Raw genomic sequence first — 16752 nt, 5'->3', positions numbered from 1 at the left:
ACTGCCGGCCATGAAAACCATTCCCCACCAGCAAATCGCCGAACCTGAGGTCACATGCTCGACCTGCGCAGCCTGCTGCTGCCAGCTCGAAGTGATGTTGATCACCGACACGGGCGTGCCCGAGCGCTTCATCGATACCGATGAGTGGGGCGGCGAAGTGATGCTGCGCCTGGATGACGGCTGGTGCGCGGCGCTGGATCGCAACAGCATGATGTGCACGATCTACGAAAAGCGCCCACTGATTTGCCGCGAGTTCGAAATGGGCGCGCCGGAATGCATCGAAGAGCGCCAGGGGATCGCCACGGCGTATCGCTGATTCCCCGGCACACAAACAAAATGTGGGAACGGGCTTGCCCGCTCCCACATTGGAGGGTGTTGCGTTTGTGGGAGCGGGTTTGCCCCCACAAGGCGTGCTTACAGCGGCATGGTGTAATGCAGCGAGTAACTTTCTACGCCATCGTTGTTGCTGGAAAGACCCGCGTTGGAATAATGGGTCGCGCGAATCCCGACTTCATGCCCGCCGTTGAAACGCAGACCGAACCCGAAGCGATCCTCGAACTGGAAGGCCCCGCCCAGTTTGTTGTCTTCGTATTGTGTGTTGGAGAACAGCGCCACACCGATGCCCGCCTCGACATACGGCTTGACCGACTGACCGGCGAATTCGTAAACCAGTACCGGCGAGAACGACAGGCTGTTGTTGCTGGAGGTCTTGTCACCTTCCCAATAGGTGTAGGCGCCGCTCCAGTAGCCGGTCAGGCGACCGACATCGCTTTGCAGCCAACTCTTGTCCCAGTCGAAGTTCATCCCCAGACGATAAGTCATGGTCGAGTCGCTCGTCGCCCCTACCCCGAACTCGACGCCTGCAGCTTGTGCGGTAAGACTTTGCCCCATCAGTGCAGCCGCAATCGCGGCCAAGCAGAATAGTCGCTTCACTTGAAACATCCTTTTCCGAACGGTCGTATGGTTTTTTGTTACTTATCGCTAAGAAGTCTCTGCCCCACCAGAAGTTCAGCTAATTTTTCCGTTTATGTCACGGTTTATTTACAAACTGAAGCGGTGGACGTCGCCAGGTGCCTGTCCCAGCAACGGCAGGATATTTTTAAAGTAGTGCGGATCGGCGCTGGTCCAGAATTGCACGGCACGATTCGGCCCCTCGGCCAGCAGTTCGCGCTCGGCCAGCAGGCGCTGAAGTTGTCGTGCCACGGCCGCGCCGGTGTCGATCAGGCTGATCGCTTCGGGGATCATGGTCTTGAGCATCGGCTTGAGAAACGGGTAGTGCGTGCAGCCGAGAATGATCGTGTCACAACCGGCGGCCAGCAGCGGCTCGACGTAACCGTGCAGCATCTGGCGCAGTTCGGCGCTGTGCAGATCACCACTTTCGATCAGCTCGACCAGGCCCGGACAAGGCTGGGTGATCACCCGCACATCGGTGGCAAAGCGATCGAGCAAGGCAGCGAACTTGGCGCTCTGCAAAGTACCGGTGGTGGCGAGCACACCGACCACGCCGCTGCGGGTCGCGGCCGCCGCCGGTTTGACCGCCGGCTCCATGCCGACGATCGGCCACTCGGGGAAGTCCCGGCGCAGATCGGCGACGCCGGCCACGGTCGCGGTGTTGCAGGCCAGCACCAACGCCTTGGCGCCCTGCTCGCGAAAGAAGCCGGCCATGATACTGCAACGCTGACGGATGAATTCCGGCGTCTTCTCGCCGTAGGGAATGTGTCCGCAATCGGCAAAATACAACAACGACTCGTTGGGCAGCAGTCGCTGGATTTCCGCCAATACCGACAAGCCGCCGACACCGGAGTCGAAGACGCCGATCGGCGCCTCACGCATGGTGCGAACCACAGACGCTGCATTTCGGATCACGCTTGACCCGCAGCTCACGGAAGCGCGAACCCAGCGCATCGATCAACAGCAAGCGCCCCACCAGCGGCTCGCCGAACCCGACCAGCATCTTCAGGGCTTCCAGCGCCTGGAGACTGCCGACCAGCCCCACCAGCGGTCCGACCACGCCGGCCTCGCTGCAGGTCAATTCGGCTTCGCTGCCGTGCCCGTACAGACAGTGGTAGCACGGACTTTCGGCGCGCCGTGGATCGAAGACCGACAGTTGCCCTTCCAGGCGGATTGCCGCGCCGCTGACCAGCGGCTTGCGCGCCGCCACACACGCGGCATTGACCGCCTCGCGGGTGGAGAAGTTGTCGGAACAGTCGAGCACCAGATCCACCGCCGCCACGGCGGCGGCGAGAGAATCTTCGTCCAGCGCCTGGCGATGGGGCACCAGACGGATTTCAGGATTGATCGCGCCCAGGCGCTTGAGCGCCGAGTCGACCTTGGTCAGACCGACGCTGTCGGTGTCGTGGATGATCTGGCGTTGCAGGTTGGTCAGGTCGACCGTGTCAAAATCCGCCAGATGCAGCTCACCAACACCGGCAGCCGCCAGATACAGCGCCACCGGCGCGCCGAGACCACCGAGGCCGACGATCAGAACCCGGCTGTCCTTGAGCCGCAACTGGCCGTCGATATCGACGTGTTGCAGCAGGATCTGCCGACTGTAGCGCAACAATTCCTGATCATTCAGCACGGCAGGCGTCCCAGACTGATGCGTTGATGACCGCCCAGATCGGTGCGGCTGTGGACTTCTTCGAAACCTCGGGTCAACAGCAGATCGCGCACGGCTTCGGCTTGATCATAACCGTGTTCGAGCATCAGCCAGCCACCGGCGTCCAGATGATCCGGTGCCTGGGCGACAATCAGGCGCAGATCGTCAAGCCCGTCTTCCCCGGCCACCAGCGCACTGGCAGGCTCGAAGCGCACATCGCCTTCGACCAGATGCGGATCGGCGGCACGAATATACGGCGGGTTGCTGATGATGAGTTGGAAACGCTTGCCTTCGAGCGCGCTGAACCAGTGACTGCTCAGCACGGTGACGTTGTTCAGTTGCAGACGCTGGCGGTTGCGTTCGGCCAGGGCCACGGCCTCCAGCACGCGATCCACGGCGGTGACGTTCCACGCCGGACGCTCGCTGGCCAGGGCCAGGGCAATCGCCCCGCTGCCGGTGCCGAGGTCGAGGACGCGGGCCGGGGTTGCCGGCAGCAATTCCAGCGCGGCTTCCACCAACAGTTCGGTGTCCGGGCGCGGGATCAGCGTGTGCGGCGCCACTTCCAGATCGAGCTTCCAGAAACCCTGCTGGCCGAGAATGTAGGCCACCGGTTCACCGCTGCGGCGACGTTGCAGGTACTCGGCAAAGGTCAGTGCGGCGTCACTGGGCACGATGCGCTCGGGCCAGGTGTGGAGAAAACTGCGGGACTTGCCCAGCGCGGCGGCCAAGAGCAATTCGGCGTCCAGACGCGCGGTGGGCGAGTCCGGCAGTTCGGCGGCGCGCAACAGGCTGGCGATGATGGTCATTTACTCACCTATCGCAGCAAGTTGGTCGGCCTGGTATTCGGCCAGCAACGGCTCGATCACCGCTTCCACGCCACCGGCGAGGATTTCATCCAGCGAGTACAGGGTCAGGTTGACGCGGTGGTCGGTGACCCGGCCCTGGGCAAAGTTGTAGGTACGAATCCGCTCGGAACGGTCGCCGGAGCCGACCAGCAATTTGCGCTCGCTGGCAATCGCGTTGGCCGCCGCGGCGGTCTGCTGATCGTTGAGCTTGGCCGACAGCCAGGCCATCGCCCGTGCGCGGTTCTTGTGCTGGGAACGCTCCTCTTGGCACTCGACCACGATGCCGGTCGGCAAGTGAGTGATGCGGATCGCCGAATCGGTCTTGTTGACGTGCTGACCACCGGCCCCGGAGGAACGGTAGGTGTCGACGCGCAGATCCGCCGGGTTGATTTCGATCGCTTCCTGCTCGTCCGGCTCCGGCAACACCGCCACGGTGCAGGCCGAGGTGTGGATACGGCCCTGGGATTCGGTGGCCGGAACCCGCTGCACGCGGTGCGCACCGGACTCGAATTTCAGTTTGCCGTAGACATTCTCGCCTTCGACCCGGGCGATGACTTCTTTATAGCCGCCGTGCTCGCCCTCGTTTTCCGAGAGGATTTCCACCCGCCAGCCACGCCGCTCGGCGTAACGCGAATACATGCGGAACAGGTCGCCGGAGAAGATCGCCGCCTCATCGCCACCGGTGCCGGCGCGGATTTCGAGGAACACGTTGCGCCCGTCGTTGGGATCTTTGGGCAGCAGCATGCGTTGCAGGTTGGCTTCCAGTTCGACCAGTTGCTCCTTGGTCTCGCGGACTTCCTCCACGGCCATTTCGCGCATGTCGGGGTCGCCGTCCTTGAGCAGCGCCTGGGCACCCTCAAGATCGCTCTGGGCCTTGAGCAACTGTTTATAGGCTTCGACGACCGGTTCGACTTCGGCATATTCCTTGGAATAGGCGCGGAATTTGGTCTGGTCGGAAATGACTTCGGCGTCGCCTAGCAGCGCGGTCAGTTCCTCGAAACGATCCTGGAGGATCTCCAGCTTATTGAGCAGTGACGCTTTCATTGCGGTTTTTTATCCGAAAAGCTATCCGGTGAGCCCTCGAGGGCAAAGAGTTCCTGAGCCATGGCCAGCGCATCGAGGCGGCCTTCGGCAGAAAGCTTTTTCAACTGAACGCTTGGTGCGTGCAGCAGTTTATTGGTCAGGCCACGGGCCAGTTGCCCCAGCACGTCTTCGGCGTTGCCGCCGTTGGCCAGCAGACGCAGGGCTTTTTGCAGTTCTTCGTCACGCAGCCGTTCGCTCTGTTGACGATAGGCCTTGAGCACATCGACCGCCGCCAGTTCGCGCAGGCGCAGCATGAAATCATCGGCGCCGACCGAAACCATCTCTTCCGCCGCTTGCGCAGCGCCCTGACGGCTCTTGAGGTTTTCGGCGACCACTTCGTGCAGATCGTCGACGCTATAGAGGTAAACGTCGTCCAGTTCGCCGACTTCCGGCTCGATATCCCGGGGAACGGCGATGTCGACCATGAAGATCGGCTTGTGCTTGCGCTGCTTCAATGCGCTTTCCACCGCGCCCTTGCCGAGGATCGGCAACTGGCTGGCGGTGGAGCTGATGACGATGTCGCTGCGCACCAGCTCCGCCGGGATGTCCGACAGCAATACCGCGTGTGCGCCGAACTGTTCGGCCAGAAGACTCGCGCGCTCCAGGGTGCGGTTGGCGACCACAATGCGCTTGACCCCCAGCTCATGCAGATGGCGGGCGACCAGGGTGATGGTCTCGCCGGCGCCGATCAGCAGGGCCTGGCTGCGTTGCAGGTCGCTGAAGATCTGCTTGGCCAGACTGACGGCGGCAAACGCCACGGACACCGGGTTTTCACCGATGGCGGTGTCGGTGCGCACCTGCTTGGCGGCATTGAACGTTGCCTGGAACAGACGCCCCAGCAACGGCCCGATGGTGCCTGCCTCGCGCGCCACCGCGTAGGCCGATTTCATCTGGCCGAGAATCTGCGGTTCGCCCAAGACGAGGGAATCGAGCCCGGAGGCGACCCGCATCATGTGACGAACTGCCGCATCATCCTCGTGGACATACGCGCTCGCGCGCAGCTCTTCGAGGCTCAATTGATGGTATTCGGCCAGCCAGCGCAGCACGATATCCGCCGACAGGTGATCCTGTTCTATATACAGTTCACTGCGATTGCAGGTGGAGAGGATCGCAGCTTCGCGACTGTCGGTGAGTCGGCAGAGCTGCTGCAAGGCCTCAACCAGCTGCTCAGGGGTAAAGGCCACGCGCTCGCGGACGTCTACTGAAGCAGTCTTGTGGTTAATACCGAGTGCGAGGAAGGCCATTCAAGGTCGCTGATGGTGACGTGAAGCCGGCAATTGTCCTACTTCGAAAGATTCAGAACAACTACCGCTGACTATTGTCCCAATCGTTGGTCCCTATAATGGCCACAATCGAGACTCGGTTATGTTTGGCCGAAGGCTTGTGTCATGATGATCCGCACCGCAGGTTAGTCGTCCTTCTTCCTATATGAATAGATCTTCCGCGTTGCTCCTCGCTTTTGTCTTCCTCAGCGGCTGCCAGGCCTTGGCCCCCGTTTCGCCGGACGGCACGTCGCCGGCTGAAGACAGCACCCCCGCGCCTGAAAAGCCCAAGGTTTACAGCTCGTTCAGCGAGGAAACCGTCTACAGCCTGTTGAGCGCCGAACTCGCCGGCCAGCGCAATCGCTTCGACATTGCCCTGGACAACTACGTGACCCAGGCCATCAACACCCAGGATCCGGGCATCTCCGAGCGCGCATTCCGCATTGCCGAGTACCTCGGCGCGGATCAGCCGGCGCTCGATACCGCGCTGATCTGGGCAAAAAACGCTCCGGACGATCTCGAAGCGCAACGTGCCGCTGCCGTGCAACTGGCGCGCGCCGGGCGTTATGACGACTCGATGGTCTACATGGAGAAAGTCCTGCAGGGCAAGGGCGACACCCATTTCGACTTCCTCGCGCTGTCGGCGGCCGACACCGATCAGGAAACCCGTAACGGTCTGATGAAAAGTTTTGACCGTTTGTTGCAGCGTCACCCGAACAACAATCAGCTGATTTTCGGCAAGGCCCTGCTGATGCAGCAGGATGGCGACACCAAAGGTGCGCTGACCCTGCTCGAAGACAACCCGCCGGAAGACGGCGAAATCGCCCCGATCCTGCTGCGCGCCCGCCTGCTGCAGGGGCTGAACCGTGGCGACGAAGCGCTGCCGCTGCTGCAAAAAAGCATCCGGAAATATCCGGACGACAAGCGCCTGCGCCTGACTTACGCGCGGATGCTGGTGGAACAGGACCGGATGGACGACGCCAAGGTCGAGTTCTCCACCCTGGTGCAGCAATACCCGGAAGACGACGAGTTGCGTTATTCGCTGGCGCTGGTCTGCCTGGAAGCCAAGGCCTGGGACGAAGCCAAGGGCTATCTGGAAGACCTGATTGCCCGGGAAAGCCATGTCGACTCGGCGCACCTGAACCTGGGGCGCATCGCCGAGGAACGCAATGACCCGCAGGGCGCGCTCATCGAGTACGCCCAGGTCGGCCCCGGCAACGATTATCTGCCGGCGCAACTGCGGCAGGCCGACATTCTGATGAACAACGGCAAGACCGCCGAAGCCCAGAGCAAACTGGCCGCCGAGCGTGATGCGCAGCCGGACTACGCGATCCAGCTGTATCTGATCGAAGCCGAAACCCTGTCCGCCAACAAACAGGAAGACAAGGCCTGGAAAACCCTGCAAACCGCCTTGCAGCAATACCCGGACGATCTGAATCTGCTCTACACCCGGGCCATGCAGGCTGAAAAACGCAATGACCTGGCGCAAATGGAAAAAGACCTGCGCCTGATCATCAAGCGCGACCCGGACAACGCCATGGCGCTCAACGCCCTCGGCTACACGCTGTCCGACCGCACCACCCGCTACGCCGAAGCCAAGGCACTGATCGAGCAGGCCCACCAGCTCAACCCGGAAGATCCGGCGGTCCTCGACAGCCTCGGCTGGGTGAATTTCCGCATGGGCAACCTCGATGACGCCGAGAAGTATCTGCGCCAGGCCCTGGAGCGTTTCCCCGACCATGAAGTCGCCGCACACCTGGGCGAAGTGCTGTGGATCAAGGGCAATCAGCGCGAAGCCCGGCAAATCTGGGGCAAGTTCCTCAAGGATCAGCCCGACAGCACCATTCTGCGCAGCACCATCAAGCGCCTGACCGGATCCGAGACTCTATAACTCATGTTTTTGCGCCACGTCATTGTTTTCAGCTTCATCGCCCTGCTCGCCGGTTGCGCGGGTTTTGGCGCTCGCGAGTCGGTCGAAGGCCACGGCAATCCGGCCCAGTGGAACACGCACAAGCAGCAGTTGACTGGCCTGGACGGCTGGCAGATCGACGGCAAGATCGGCATCCGCGCCCCGAAAGACTCCGGCAGCGGCACGCTGTTCTGGCTGCAACGCCAGGATTACTACGACATTCGCCTGTCCGGCCCGCTGGGGCGCGGCGCGGCACGCCTGACCGGCCGCCCCGGTAAAGTCTCGCTGGAAGTCGCCAATCAGGGCCGCTATGACGCCGAGTCCCCGGAAGTCCTGCTGGAAGAACAGCTGGGCTGGAAACTGCCGGTATCGAACCTGGCCTGGTGGGTACGCGGCCTGCCGGCACCGAAAAGCAAAAGCCGTCTGACCCTCGATGCCGACAGTCGCCTGGCCAATCTGGATCAGGACGGCTGGCAAGTCGAATATCTGGGTTATGCCGAACAGAACGGCTACTGGCTGCCCGAGCGGATCAAACTGCACGGCACCGACCTGGACGTGACGCTGGTGATCAAGACCTGGCAACCGCGCAAACTGGGGCAGTAAGCATGACCGCTGCGCGCCTGACCCTGCCCTCACCGGCGAAACTCAACCTGATGCTGCACATTCTCGGTCGTCGCGAAGACGGCTATCACGAGTTGCAGACGATTTTTCAGTTTGTCGATTACGGCGATGAAATCACCTTCGCCGTCCGTGACGATGGGGTGATTTGCCTGCACACCGAGTTCGACGGCGTACCCCACGACAGCAACCTGATCGTTCGCGCGGCGAAAAAACTCCAGGAACAATCCGGCTGTTCGCAAGGCATCGACATCTGGATCGACAAGGTGCTGCCCATGGGCGGCGGAATCGGGGGCGGCAGCTCGAACGCGGCAACCACCCTGCTGGGCCTCAATCATCTGTGGCAACTGGGCTGGGATCTGGATCGACTGGCGACGCTGGGCCTGACCCTCGGTGCCGACGTTCCGGTTTTCGTCCGTGGCCATGCGGCGTTTGCCGAAGGCGTCGGCGAGAAACTGACCCCGGTCGAACCGGCAGAACCGTGGTATCTGGTGCTGGTGCCGCAAGTCTCTGTAAGTACGGCAGAAATTTTTTCAGATCCATTGTTGACACGTAACACGCCGCCCATTAAAGTGCGCCCCGTTCCCGAGGGAAACAGTCGAAATGACTGCTTGCCGGTGGTAGCAAGGCGTTATCCGGAAGTACGTAACGCATTGGATTTGTTAGGTAAATTTACCGAAGCAAAACTCACCGGAACTGGAAGTTGTGTGTTTGGGGGCTTCCCAAGCAAAGCTGAAGCTGATAAAGTCTCGGCCCTTCTGACAGAGACCCTTACAGGGTTTGTAGCGAAAGGAAGCAACATTTCAATGTTGCACCGCAAGCTGCAAAGTCTGCTCTAAAGGAACCAAGTGCACGGCACTTGATGCAACAGATACAGGGGCGTCGCCAAGCGGTAAGGCAGCAGGTTTTGATCCTGCCATGCGTTGGTTCGAATCCAGCCGCCCCTGCCATTTTCCTATACTCATCCAGGTATACCCTCAGCCTTCAGGTACTGCGCGTGTCCAAGATGATGGTCTTTACGGGGAACGCTAACCCCGATCTGGCTCGGCGTGTCGTACGTCAGCTGCATATCCCTCTCGGTGACATCTCTGTCGGTAAATTCTCCGACGGCGAAATTACTGCCGAGATCAATGAAAACGTTCGCGGTAAAGACGTTTTCATTATTCAGCCGACTTGCGCTCCGACCAACGATAACCTGATGGAACTGGTAGTGATGGCTGATGCCTTCCGCCGCTCCTCGGCTACTCGTATCACTGCTGTTATTCCTTATTTTGGTTATGCCCGTCAGGATCGCCGTCCGCGTTCCGCACGTGTGGCTATCAGCGCGAAAGTCGTTGCTGACATGCTCACCGTAGTCGGCATCGACCGTGTTCTCACGGTTGATCTGCATGCTGACCAGATTCAGGGTTTCTTCGATATTCCGGTAGATAACATCTACGGCTCCCCGGTTCTGGTGGATGACATCGAAGATCAGCGCTTCGAAAACCTGATGATCGTGTCCCCGGACATTGGTGGCGTCGTGCGTGCACGGGCTGTTGCCAAATCCCTGGGCGTGGATCTCGGGATCATCGACAAACGCCGTGAGAAAGCCAATCACTCTGAAGTGATGCATATCATCGGTGATGTCGAAGGGCGTACCTGTATTCTCGTCGATGACATGGTCGATACCGCCGGCACTCTGTGCCACGCGGCCAAGGCCCTGAAAGAGCATGGCGCAGCCAAGGTCTTTGCCTACTGCACACACCCTGTGCTGTCGGGCCGGGCCATCGAGAATATCGAAAATTCCGTGCTGGACGAGCTGGTGGTCACTAACACCATCCCGCTGTCCGCAGCAGCACAAGCCTGTGCACGTATCCGCCAACTGGATATCGCACCGGTTGTTGCCGAAGCGGTTCGCCGCATCAGCAATGAAGAATCGATCAGCGCGATGTTCCGTTAAGGGCCCTGCCCTTCTCGAAATGTCCCGTTGACGAAAAGCGCCCCGCCCCGGCATACCTGTCGGGGCGGGGCTTTTTTGCCCATACCGTGTTTGGCGCTGGTCGCAAACGCCACTCGGTGATGGCTATTTTGGAGATACAAAATGACTGATTTCATCCTGAACGCTCAAGCGCGTACTGACCTGGGGAAAGGTGCGAGCCGCCGCCTGCGTCACGCTCTGAACATCCCGGCCGTTGTATACGGTGGTGACAAGCCTGCTGAATCCGTGACCATCCTGGCCAAGGAAATCGCCAAGCTGTTCGAAAACGAAGCTGCCTACAGCCACGTGATCGAGCTGAACATCGACGGCAAAAAGCAAAACGTCGTTGTTAAAGCGATGCAGCGTCACCCAGCCAAGCAATTCATCATGCACGCTGACTTCGTGCGCGTTGTTGCTGGCCAGAAACTGACCGCCAAAGTACCGGTTCACTTCATCAACGAAGACGCTCCGGTCAAGAAAGGCGGCGAGATCTCGCACGTTGTTGCTGAAATCGAAGTTTCCTGCGAAGCGAAAGACCTGCCTGAGTTCATCGAAGTCGACCTGGCTAAAGCTGAAATCGGCACCATCATTCACCTGTCGGACCTCAAGGCTCCTAAAGGTGTTGAGTTCGTTGCTCTGGCACACGGCGATGACAAGGCTGTTGCCAACGTCCACGCTCCACGTGTTGCTCCAGAAGCCGCAGAAGGCGCAGCAGAGTAATTTCACTCTGTTCGCCGGAGTGAGCGGAAACATCGCGGACTAGAGCGTAGCGAGAAAGCGGGCGAGAACGCGGAGTTTACATCCATGGTAAATGAGCATTTTTCGTCCACTTTCGCCGCTGTCCCTGATCGCGGCGATGTTATCCACCACTCCAAGGAAGGGCCCCTATCGTGACTGCCATCAAACTGATCGTTGGCCTGGGTAATCCAGGCGCCGAATACGAACAGACCCGGCATAACGCAGGGGCCCTTTTTGTTGAGCGCATCGCCGATAAACAAGGCATCAGCCTTGTGGCCGATCGCAAGTATTTCGGCCTGACCGGGCGCTATTCGCATCAGGGTCAGGATGTTCGTCTGCTGATTCCCACCACCTACATGAACCGCAGCGGCCAGGCCGTGGCGGCACTCGCCGGTTTCTTCCGCATCACGCCTGAAGAAATCCTGGTGGCACACGACGAACTCGATCTGCCTCCGGGCGTTGCCAAGCTCAAGCAGGGCGGCGGCCATGGCGGTCACAACGGGTTGCGCGACATCATTGCGCAACTGGGCAATCAGAATACGTTCCACCGCCTGCGGCTTGGCATCGGCCACCCGGGCGTCGCCAGTATGGTTTCAAATTTCGTCCTGGGTCGTGCGCCACGCGCCGAACAGGAAAAACTCGATGCCAGCATCGACTTTGCCCTCGGCGTGCTGCCGGATATCCTCGCCGGTGAATGGAACCGCGCGATGAAAAACCTGCACAGCCAGAAGGCCTGACTCTTACCCGAGGGGAAACACCATGGGATTCAATTGCGGCATCGTCGGCCTGCCTAACGTCGGCAAGTCCACCCTGTTCAACGCCCTGACCAAGTCCGGTATCGCGGCGGAAAACTTCCCCTTCTGCACCATCGAGCCGAACAGCGGCATCGTGCCGATGCCGGATTCGCGTCTGGACGCTCTGGCGGCCATCGTCAATCCAAAGCGCATCCTGCCGACCACCATGGAATTCGTCGACATCGCCGGCCTGGTCGCCGGTGCATCGAAAGGTGAAGGCCTGGGTAACAAGTTCCTGGCCAACATCCGCGAAACCGACGCCATCGCCCACGTCGTGCGCTGCTTCGAAGACGAGAACGTGATCCACGTTTCCAACAGCGTCGACCCCAAGCGCGACATCGAAATCATCGACCTGGAACTGATCTTCGCCGACCTCGACAGCTGCGAGAAACAACTGCAGAAAGTCGCGCGCAACGCCAAGGGCGGAGACAAGGACGCAGTGGTCCAGAAAGGCCTGCTGGAGCAACTGATCGCTCACTTCACCGAAGGCAAGCCGGCACGCAGCCTGATGAAGAACATGAGCACTGACGAAAAAGCAGTGATCAAGGGCTTCCACCTGCTGACCACCAAACCGGTCATGTACATCGCCAACGTGGCGGAAGACGGTTTCGAGAACAACCCGCACCTGGACGTGGTCAAGGCCATCGCCGAAGAAGAAGGCGCTGTGGTGGTTCCGGTCTGCAACAAGATCGAAGCGGAAATCGCCGAGCTCGATGACGGCGAAGAAAAGGACATGTTCCTCGAGGCCCTGGGCCTGGAAGAGCCTGGCCTGAACCGCGTGATCCGCGCCGGTTACGAAATGCTGCACCTGCAGACCTACTTCACCGCCGGTGTCGAAGAAGTCCGCGCCTGGACCGTCCGCGTCGGTGCTACCGCACCACAAGCCGCCGGCGTGATCCACACCGACTTCGAAAAAGGCTTCATCCGCGCCGAAGTCATCGCCTACAACGACTTCATCCAGTACAAGGGCGAAGCCGGCACCAAGGAAGCCGGTAAATGGCGCCTGGAAGGCAAGGACTACATCGTCAAAGACGGCGACGTGATGCACTTCCGCTTCAACGTATAAGCCTCACGCCCAAGAAAAAAGCCGCGTTTGATACGCGGCTTTTTTTGTGCCCGAAATATCCGGATATCAGGCCTTTTTCGTCCGTGGCAGGAAGATCGCCAACACCCCGAACAATGGCAGGAACGAGCACAGGAAGTACACGTACTCGATGCCGTGAACATCCGCCAGATGCCCGAGCAGCGCCGCGCCGATCCCGCCGAAGCCGAACATCAGACCGAAGAACACCCCGGCGATCATCCCGACGTTGCCCGGCACCAGTTCCTGCGCGTACACCACGATTGCCGAGAACGCCGAAGCGAGAATGAAGCCGATCACCACGCTCAGCACGCTGGTCCAGAACAGATCGACGCGAGGCATCAACAGGGTGAACGGTGCCACGCCGAGGATCGAGAACCAGATCACCGCCTTACGCCCGATCTTGTCGCCGATCGGCCCGCCAAAGAACGTCCCCGCCGCCACCGCTCCGAGGAACAGGAACAGGTGCAGTTGCGAACTGGCCACCGACAGATCGAACTTCTCGATCAGGTAAAAAGTGAAGTAACTGGTCAGGCTGGCCATGTAGAAATACTTGGAAAACACCAGCAGCCCCAGCACCACCAGCGCACTGACCACCCTGCCCTTCGATAAGCCGTGGGTCGCCGCCTGGCCTTGCTTGAGCTTGAACAGATTCAGGTGATTGGCGTACCAACGGCTGATGCGGTACAGCACGAACAACGCAAACACCGCGAACAATCCAAACCAGGCCACGTGTCCCTGTCCGAACGGAATGATGATCGCCGCCGCCAGCAACGGGCCGAATGCCGAGCCCGCGTTACCGCCGACCTGGAACGTCGATTGCGCCAGACCGAAACGCCCGCCCGACGCCAGTCGCGCCACGCGCGAGGCCTCCGGGTGGAAGGTCGAAGAGCCGATACCGATCAACGCCGCCGCCAGCAGAATCATCGGGAAGCTGCCGACCACCGACATCATCAGGATGCCGATCAGCGTACACACCGAGCCGGCCGGCAACAGCCATGCTTTCGGATGGCGATCCGTGTGATAGCCGACCCACGGCTGCAACAGCGAAGCAGTCAACTGGAAGGTCAAGGTGATCAGGCCGACCTGGGTGAAACTCAGCCCGTAGTTGGCCTTGAGCATCGGATAGATCGACGGCAGCACCGATTGAATCAAGTCATTGATCAAATGCGCCAGCGCCACCGCGCCGATGATACGCATCACCAACGGGCTGCTTTGTGGAGGAGCGGACGCCACGCTGGCGGCGGTCTGAGCGTTGCTGATAGCCATGGGAATTTCCGAACAGCAGATGGGTGCACACAGGCAGGTGCGTCAATGTGCCATTTTTCGGTGCGACCGCGCCATCCCCTTAGCCAGCTAACGAACGAGTTGTTCATCGCCAAAGCAGTGATAGCGCAAAGCCATGGTCTGAATCTTGCCTTGTTTCTCCGCTTGAACGCGGCCCCTTACAAAGGGGATCGAGAATGGGAAGTTTCGCTACAGAGCCGGCCCACAGAGCAGGCGAGAGTGAACTTTCGAGGCCTTTTAGCAGGGCACTGATCAAGGTCGCAACGACCGCGATGCACGCCGATGGTGCGTGGGTGTCCAGAGGAGTCATGGGGCATGCAGGCTTTTTTATCACCGGGGATCAAATTGCTGGGGCGGTTTGGCTTCGCGCGTAAATTCCAGTTGTTGTTTCTGCTGTTCATCCTGCCCTTGGCCGGCAGTCTGCTGATGATCGGTCAGGATTATCGCGACAAGCTCAATCTGATTTCCGGAGAACGCGCGGGCGTGCGCCAATTGCTCGCCCTGGATGCGCTGGACAACCTGCTTGCCGCCCAACGTGACCGGGCCGCCCGCTGGCGTGCCACGGAAACCAACCGCCAACCGACACCGGCGACGCTCGCCGCGATGGCCGCATTCGATGCGGTACAACCGGCCGTCACCCAAGCGACAGTGGACCTGGGCATGGCTTTGAAAGCCGAAGGCGCGGGAGATGAAACCCTGAGCCGCTACCAGGCCCTGCAAACCGCGCTCAACGGTCTCGACTCGAAAAGCCTGAGCAGCGTGGGCTGGTGGCCGGACGGCTATGACCGATTCACCAACGCCCTCAGCGCGCTGCAAGCGTTGCGCGAGCAGATCGCCATGGACAATCGCCTGATCCTCGCGCCTTGGCTCGACACCTACCTGCTGACGCAGATTTCCACCCAGCACGCGCCGGACCTGATCGAGCGGGTCGGGCGTCTGGCAGCGGTCGGTCAGGCCTCCGTGGTGTCCGGCCAGTTCACCCTGCAAAGTCGTCTGCAACTGCGTGATCTGCGCAGCCGCATCGGCGATGCCCGCGAGCAGCTTGTCAAAACGGCCGGCCTGCTCGAAGCGCGCCTGCCCAGCGCCCTGCAAGGCTGGGCCGGGCAATACCACGACAGCCTCAAGCAACTCGATGCCGGCTTGAAAGTGCTGGATGACGGGGTGTTCGGCGGCAGCATCAATCTCAAGCCGGAAGACTTCGAACGCAGCCTCGACAGCCTGCTGGGCAATCTGGCCACGCTGCGCCAGCAGTCCTTGGTGTCGCTGGATCAACGCCTGAATGACAATCACAACTCGGCGATCCGTCAGTTCATCGTCGTCGCGGTGATCTTCGGTTGCCTGCTGCTGGCGGCGCTGTACTTGTTCATCTGCCTGCAAGCCTCGATCCGCCGCAGCGCCAGCGGCATCACGGTGCTCGCCGAAGCCCTGCGTGACGGCAACCTGAGCCTGCAAGTGCCGGTGGTGGGCCGCGATGAACTGGCGTCGATCAGCACCGCGCTGAACGTCGCCGTGGTGCAACTGCGCACCAGCCTGTTGGGGGTCGATCATGAAACCTCGCAACTGAGCAACGCGGTACGCAGCCTCAACGATCACTCCAGCGGCGCGCTGAGCGAGGTCGAGGCGCAGCAATCGCAGATCAGCCAGATCGCGGCAGCGGCCACGCAACTGGCGGCGACTTCCCAGGGCGTCGCGCAGAGCTGCGAACAGGCCTCCGGTAGCGCCCAGCACACGCGACGCATCGCTGCCGACAGCAGCCGCGACAGCCAGCGCACTACCGCGAGCATTCAGCAGCTCAATCAGCGCCTCAACGACACCGCAGCGGCGCTGGGCCGGGTCAGCGAGCAAGGGCAGCAGATTCAACTGGTGGTCGACACCATTCGCGGCGTCGCCGAACAAACCAACCTGCTGGCGCTCAACGCCGCCATCGAGGCCGCCCGCGCCGGTGAGCAGGGACGGGGCTTCGCGGTGGTGGCCGACGAGGTGCGCAGCCTGTCGCAACGCACTCAGTCCTCCACCGCGCAGATCGCCGGCACCGTCGACAGCCTGCGCGCGACGGTCAACGAGGCCGTGAGCCTGATGGAAGCGGCCTGCGGCCAGGCGCAATCGGACGCCGAGGCCGTCACCGGCTTGGGCGAACGCCTGGGAGAAATCGCCAGCGCCGTGCAGAGCGTCACCGATACTCTTGCGCAAATCGCCACCGCTGTTGAAGAACAGGCGAGTACCGCCGATGAGGTCAGCGGCAATATCCAGCAGGTCGATCAGGCGGCCGTGCGTTTGCTTGAGGGTGCCCGTGCGGTGAACCTGGCGGCCGACACCCTGAGCCAGGGCAGTCATGCCTTGAGTGCCAATACCGGGAGATTTCAGCTGCGTTGAGCCCCCTCCCCGCCCCGTTTTTCGGTGCGGGAGGTTAAGCGGTTGAAAATAAGAAGAAATATTTTGAATTCGCGCTTGACGCATCTGCATTACGGGTGAATAATGCGCGCCACTTGGCTACATAGCTCAGTTGGTTAGAGCATAGCATTCATAATGCTGGGGTCCGGGGTTCAAGTCCCTGTGTAGCCACCAAGTACTAAAAACGG

Annotated in this window: 16 protein-coding genes and 2 tRNA genes; 11 read left to right on the top strand and 7 right to left on the bottom strand. The window is 60.7% G+C overall.

Annotation, left to right across the window (positions count from 1 at the left end):
- Positions 1–10 precede the first annotated feature (10 nt).
- Positions 11–316, top strand: coding sequence for a YkgJ family cysteine cluster protein (locus KVQ74_RS23885; RefSeq protein WP_217833837.1), 306 nt, complete (start codon positions 11–13; stop codon positions 314–316).
- Between the two features lie 98 nt (positions 317–414).
- Here the strand turns inward: KVQ74_RS23885 and KVQ74_RS23880 are convergent, their stop codons facing one another.
- The 6 genes from KVQ74_RS23880 to hemA form a co-directional block, all read right to left on the bottom strand.
- Positions 415–933: an acyloxyacyl hydrolase gene (locus tag KVQ74_RS23880; protein WP_217833836.1), complete on the bottom strand. Its 519-nt coding sequence runs from the start codon at positions 931–933 to the stop codon at positions 415–417.
- Between the two features lie 108 nt (positions 934–1041).
- Entirely contained in the window at positions 1042–1833 is a 792-nt protein-coding gene (murI, locus tag KVQ74_RS23875) for a glutamate racemase (protein ID WP_217833835.1), read from the bottom strand.
- Positions 1826–2581, bottom strand: a complete 756-nt coding sequence (locus KVQ74_RS23870) for a molybdopterin-synthase adenylyltransferase MoeB (RefSeq protein WP_217833834.1) — start codon at positions 2579–2581, stop codon at positions 1826–1828. Before KVQ74_RS23870 ends, murI begins: the two co-directional genes overlap by 8 nt.
- The gene (prmC, locus tag KVQ74_RS23865; RefSeq protein ID WP_217833833.1) at positions 2575–3405 is read right to left on the bottom strand and encodes a peptide chain release factor N(5)-glutamine methyltransferase; all 831 of its coding nucleotides are present in this window, start codon (positions 3403–3405) and stop codon (positions 2575–2577) included. Before prmC ends, KVQ74_RS23870 begins: the two co-directional genes overlap by 7 nt.
- The gene (gene prfA, locus KVQ74_RS23860) at positions 3406–4488 is read right to left on the bottom strand and encodes a peptide chain release factor 1 (RefSeq protein ID WP_217833832.1); all 1083 of its coding nucleotides are present in this window, start codon (positions 4486–4488) and stop codon (positions 3406–3408) included.
- The gene (hemA, locus tag KVQ74_RS23855) at positions 4485–5771 is read right to left on the bottom strand and encodes a glutamyl-tRNA reductase (protein WP_217833831.1); all 1287 of its coding nucleotides are present in this window, start codon (positions 5769–5771) and stop codon (positions 4485–4487) included. Before hemA ends, prfA begins: the two co-directional genes overlap by 4 nt.
- Positions 5772–5955: 184 nt before the next feature.
- Between hemA and KVQ74_RS23850 the strand changes: the two genes are divergently transcribed.
- The 8 genes from KVQ74_RS23850 to ychF all read left to right on the top strand — a co-directional run bounded on the left by KVQ74_RS23850 (position 5956) and on the right by ychF (position 12871).
- The gene (locus KVQ74_RS23850) at positions 5956–7680 is read left to right on the top strand and encodes a tetratricopeptide repeat protein (RefSeq protein ID WP_217833830.1); all 1725 of its coding nucleotides are present in this window, start codon (positions 5956–5958) and stop codon (positions 7678–7680) included.
- A 3-nt stretch (positions 7681–7683) separates the two neighbouring features.
- Positions 7684–8301 (top strand): lipoprotein insertase outer membrane protein LolB, encoded by a 618-nt coding sequence (lolB, locus tag KVQ74_RS23845; protein ID WP_217833829.1) that lies wholly within the window; start codon positions 7684–7686, stop codon positions 8299–8301.
- A gap of 2 nt (positions 8302–8303) precedes the next feature.
- Entirely contained in the window at positions 8304–9155 is an 852-nt protein-coding gene (ispE, locus tag KVQ74_RS23840) for a 4-(cytidine 5'-diphospho)-2-C-methyl-D-erythritol kinase (RefSeq protein ID WP_217833828.1), read from the top strand.
- 36 nt (positions 9156–9191) lie between these two features.
- Positions 9192–9266: transfer RNA gene (locus tag KVQ74_RS23835), tRNA-Gln, on the top strand.
- Positions 9267–9313: 47 nt separating this feature from the next.
- Entirely contained in the window at positions 9314–10255 is a 942-nt protein-coding gene (locus KVQ74_RS23830) for a ribose-phosphate pyrophosphokinase (protein ID WP_003171603.1), read from the top strand.
- A 141-nt stretch (positions 10256–10396) separates the two neighbouring features.
- Positions 10397–10993 (top strand): 50S ribosomal protein L25/general stress protein Ctc, encoded by a 597-nt coding sequence (locus KVQ74_RS23825; protein WP_217833827.1) that lies wholly within the window; start codon positions 10397–10399, stop codon positions 10991–10993.
- A gap of 170 nt (positions 10994–11163) precedes the next feature.
- Complete coding sequence (gene pth / locus KVQ74_RS23820) at positions 11164–11748, top strand: aminoacyl-tRNA hydrolase (protein WP_217833826.1); 585 nt, start codon at positions 11164–11166, stop codon at positions 11746–11748.
- A 22-nt stretch (positions 11749–11770) separates the two neighbouring features.
- On the top strand, positions 11771–12871 hold the full coding sequence (gene ychF / locus KVQ74_RS23815) for a redox-regulated ATPase YchF (RefSeq protein ID WP_217833825.1): 1101 nt from the start codon (positions 11771–11773) through the stop codon (positions 12869–12871).
- A gap of 66 nt (positions 12872–12937) precedes the next feature.
- On the opposite strand, the gene KVQ74_RS23810 is transcribed toward ychF, so the two are convergent.
- Entirely contained in the window at positions 12938–14155 is a 1218-nt protein-coding gene (locus KVQ74_RS23810; protein ID WP_217833824.1) for an MFS transporter, read from the bottom strand.
- 333 nt (positions 14156–14488) lie between these two features.
- Here KVQ74_RS23810 and KVQ74_RS23805 point away from each other — a divergent pair, with 333 nt between their 5' ends.
- Both KVQ74_RS23805 and KVQ74_RS23800 read left to right on the top strand, forming a co-directional pair.
- Positions 14489–16546: a methyl-accepting chemotaxis protein gene (locus KVQ74_RS23805; RefSeq protein WP_217833823.1), complete on the top strand. Its 2058-nt coding sequence runs from the start codon at positions 14489–14491 to the stop codon at positions 16544–16546.
- A 115-nt stretch (positions 16547–16661) separates the two neighbouring features.
- Positions 16662–16738 (top strand) — tRNA-Met (locus tag KVQ74_RS23800).
- Positions 16739–16752 lie beyond the last annotated feature (14 nt).

The sequence above is a fragment of the Pseudomonas botevensis genome (assembly GCF_019145475.1).
GTDB lineage: Bacteria > Pseudomonadota > Gammaproteobacteria > Pseudomonadales > Pseudomonadaceae > Aquipseudomonas > Aquipseudomonas botevensis.
The sequence above is the reverse complement of the archived record's forward strand: the minus strand, read 5'-3'. Positions and strand labels throughout refer to the sequence as shown.

Excerpts from the sequence above, each read along its gene's own strand:
- KVQ74_RS23885 (WP_217833837.1), top strand. The coding sequence starts at position 11 with ATGAAAACCATTCCCCACCAGCAAATCGCCGAACCTGAGGTCACATGC.
- murI (WP_217833835.1), bottom strand. The coding sequence starts at position 1,833 with ATGCGTGAGGCGCCGATCGGCGTCTTCGACTCCGGTGTCGGCGGCTTG.
- prmC (WP_217833833.1), bottom strand. The coding sequence starts at position 3,405 with ATGACCATCATCGCCAGCCTGTTGCGCGCCGCCGAACTGCCGGACTCG.
- prfA (WP_217833832.1), bottom strand. The coding sequence starts at position 4,488 with ATGAAAGCGTCACTGCTCAATAAGCTGGAGATCCTCCAGGATCGTTTC.
- hemA (WP_217833831.1), bottom strand. The coding sequence starts at position 5,771 with ATGGCCTTCCTCGCACTCGGTATTAACCACAAGACTGCTTCAGTAGAC.
- KVQ74_RS23850 (WP_217833830.1), top strand. The coding sequence starts at position 5,956 with ATGAATAGATCTTCCGCGTTGCTCCTCGCTTTTGTCTTCCTCAGCGGC.
- lolB (WP_217833829.1), top strand. The coding sequence starts at position 7,684 with ATGTTTTTGCGCCACGTCATTGTTTTCAGCTTCATCGCCCTGCTCGCC.
- ispE (WP_217833828.1), top strand. The coding sequence starts at position 8,304 with ATGACCGCTGCGCGCCTGACCCTGCCCTCACCGGCGAAACTCAACCTG.
- KVQ74_RS23825 (WP_217833827.1), top strand. The coding sequence starts at position 10,397 with ATGACTGATTTCATCCTGAACGCTCAAGCGCGTACTGACCTGGGGAAA.
- ychF (WP_217833825.1), top strand. The coding sequence starts at position 11,771 with ATGGGATTCAATTGCGGCATCGTCGGCCTGCCTAACGTCGGCAAGTCC.
- KVQ74_RS23810 (WP_217833824.1), bottom strand. The coding sequence starts at position 14,155 with ATGGCTATCAGCAACGCTCAGACCGCCGCCAGCGTGGCGTCCGCTCCT.
- KVQ74_RS23805 (WP_217833823.1), top strand. The coding sequence starts at position 14,489 with ATGCAGGCTTTTTTATCACCGGGGATCAAATTGCTGGGGCGGTTTGGC.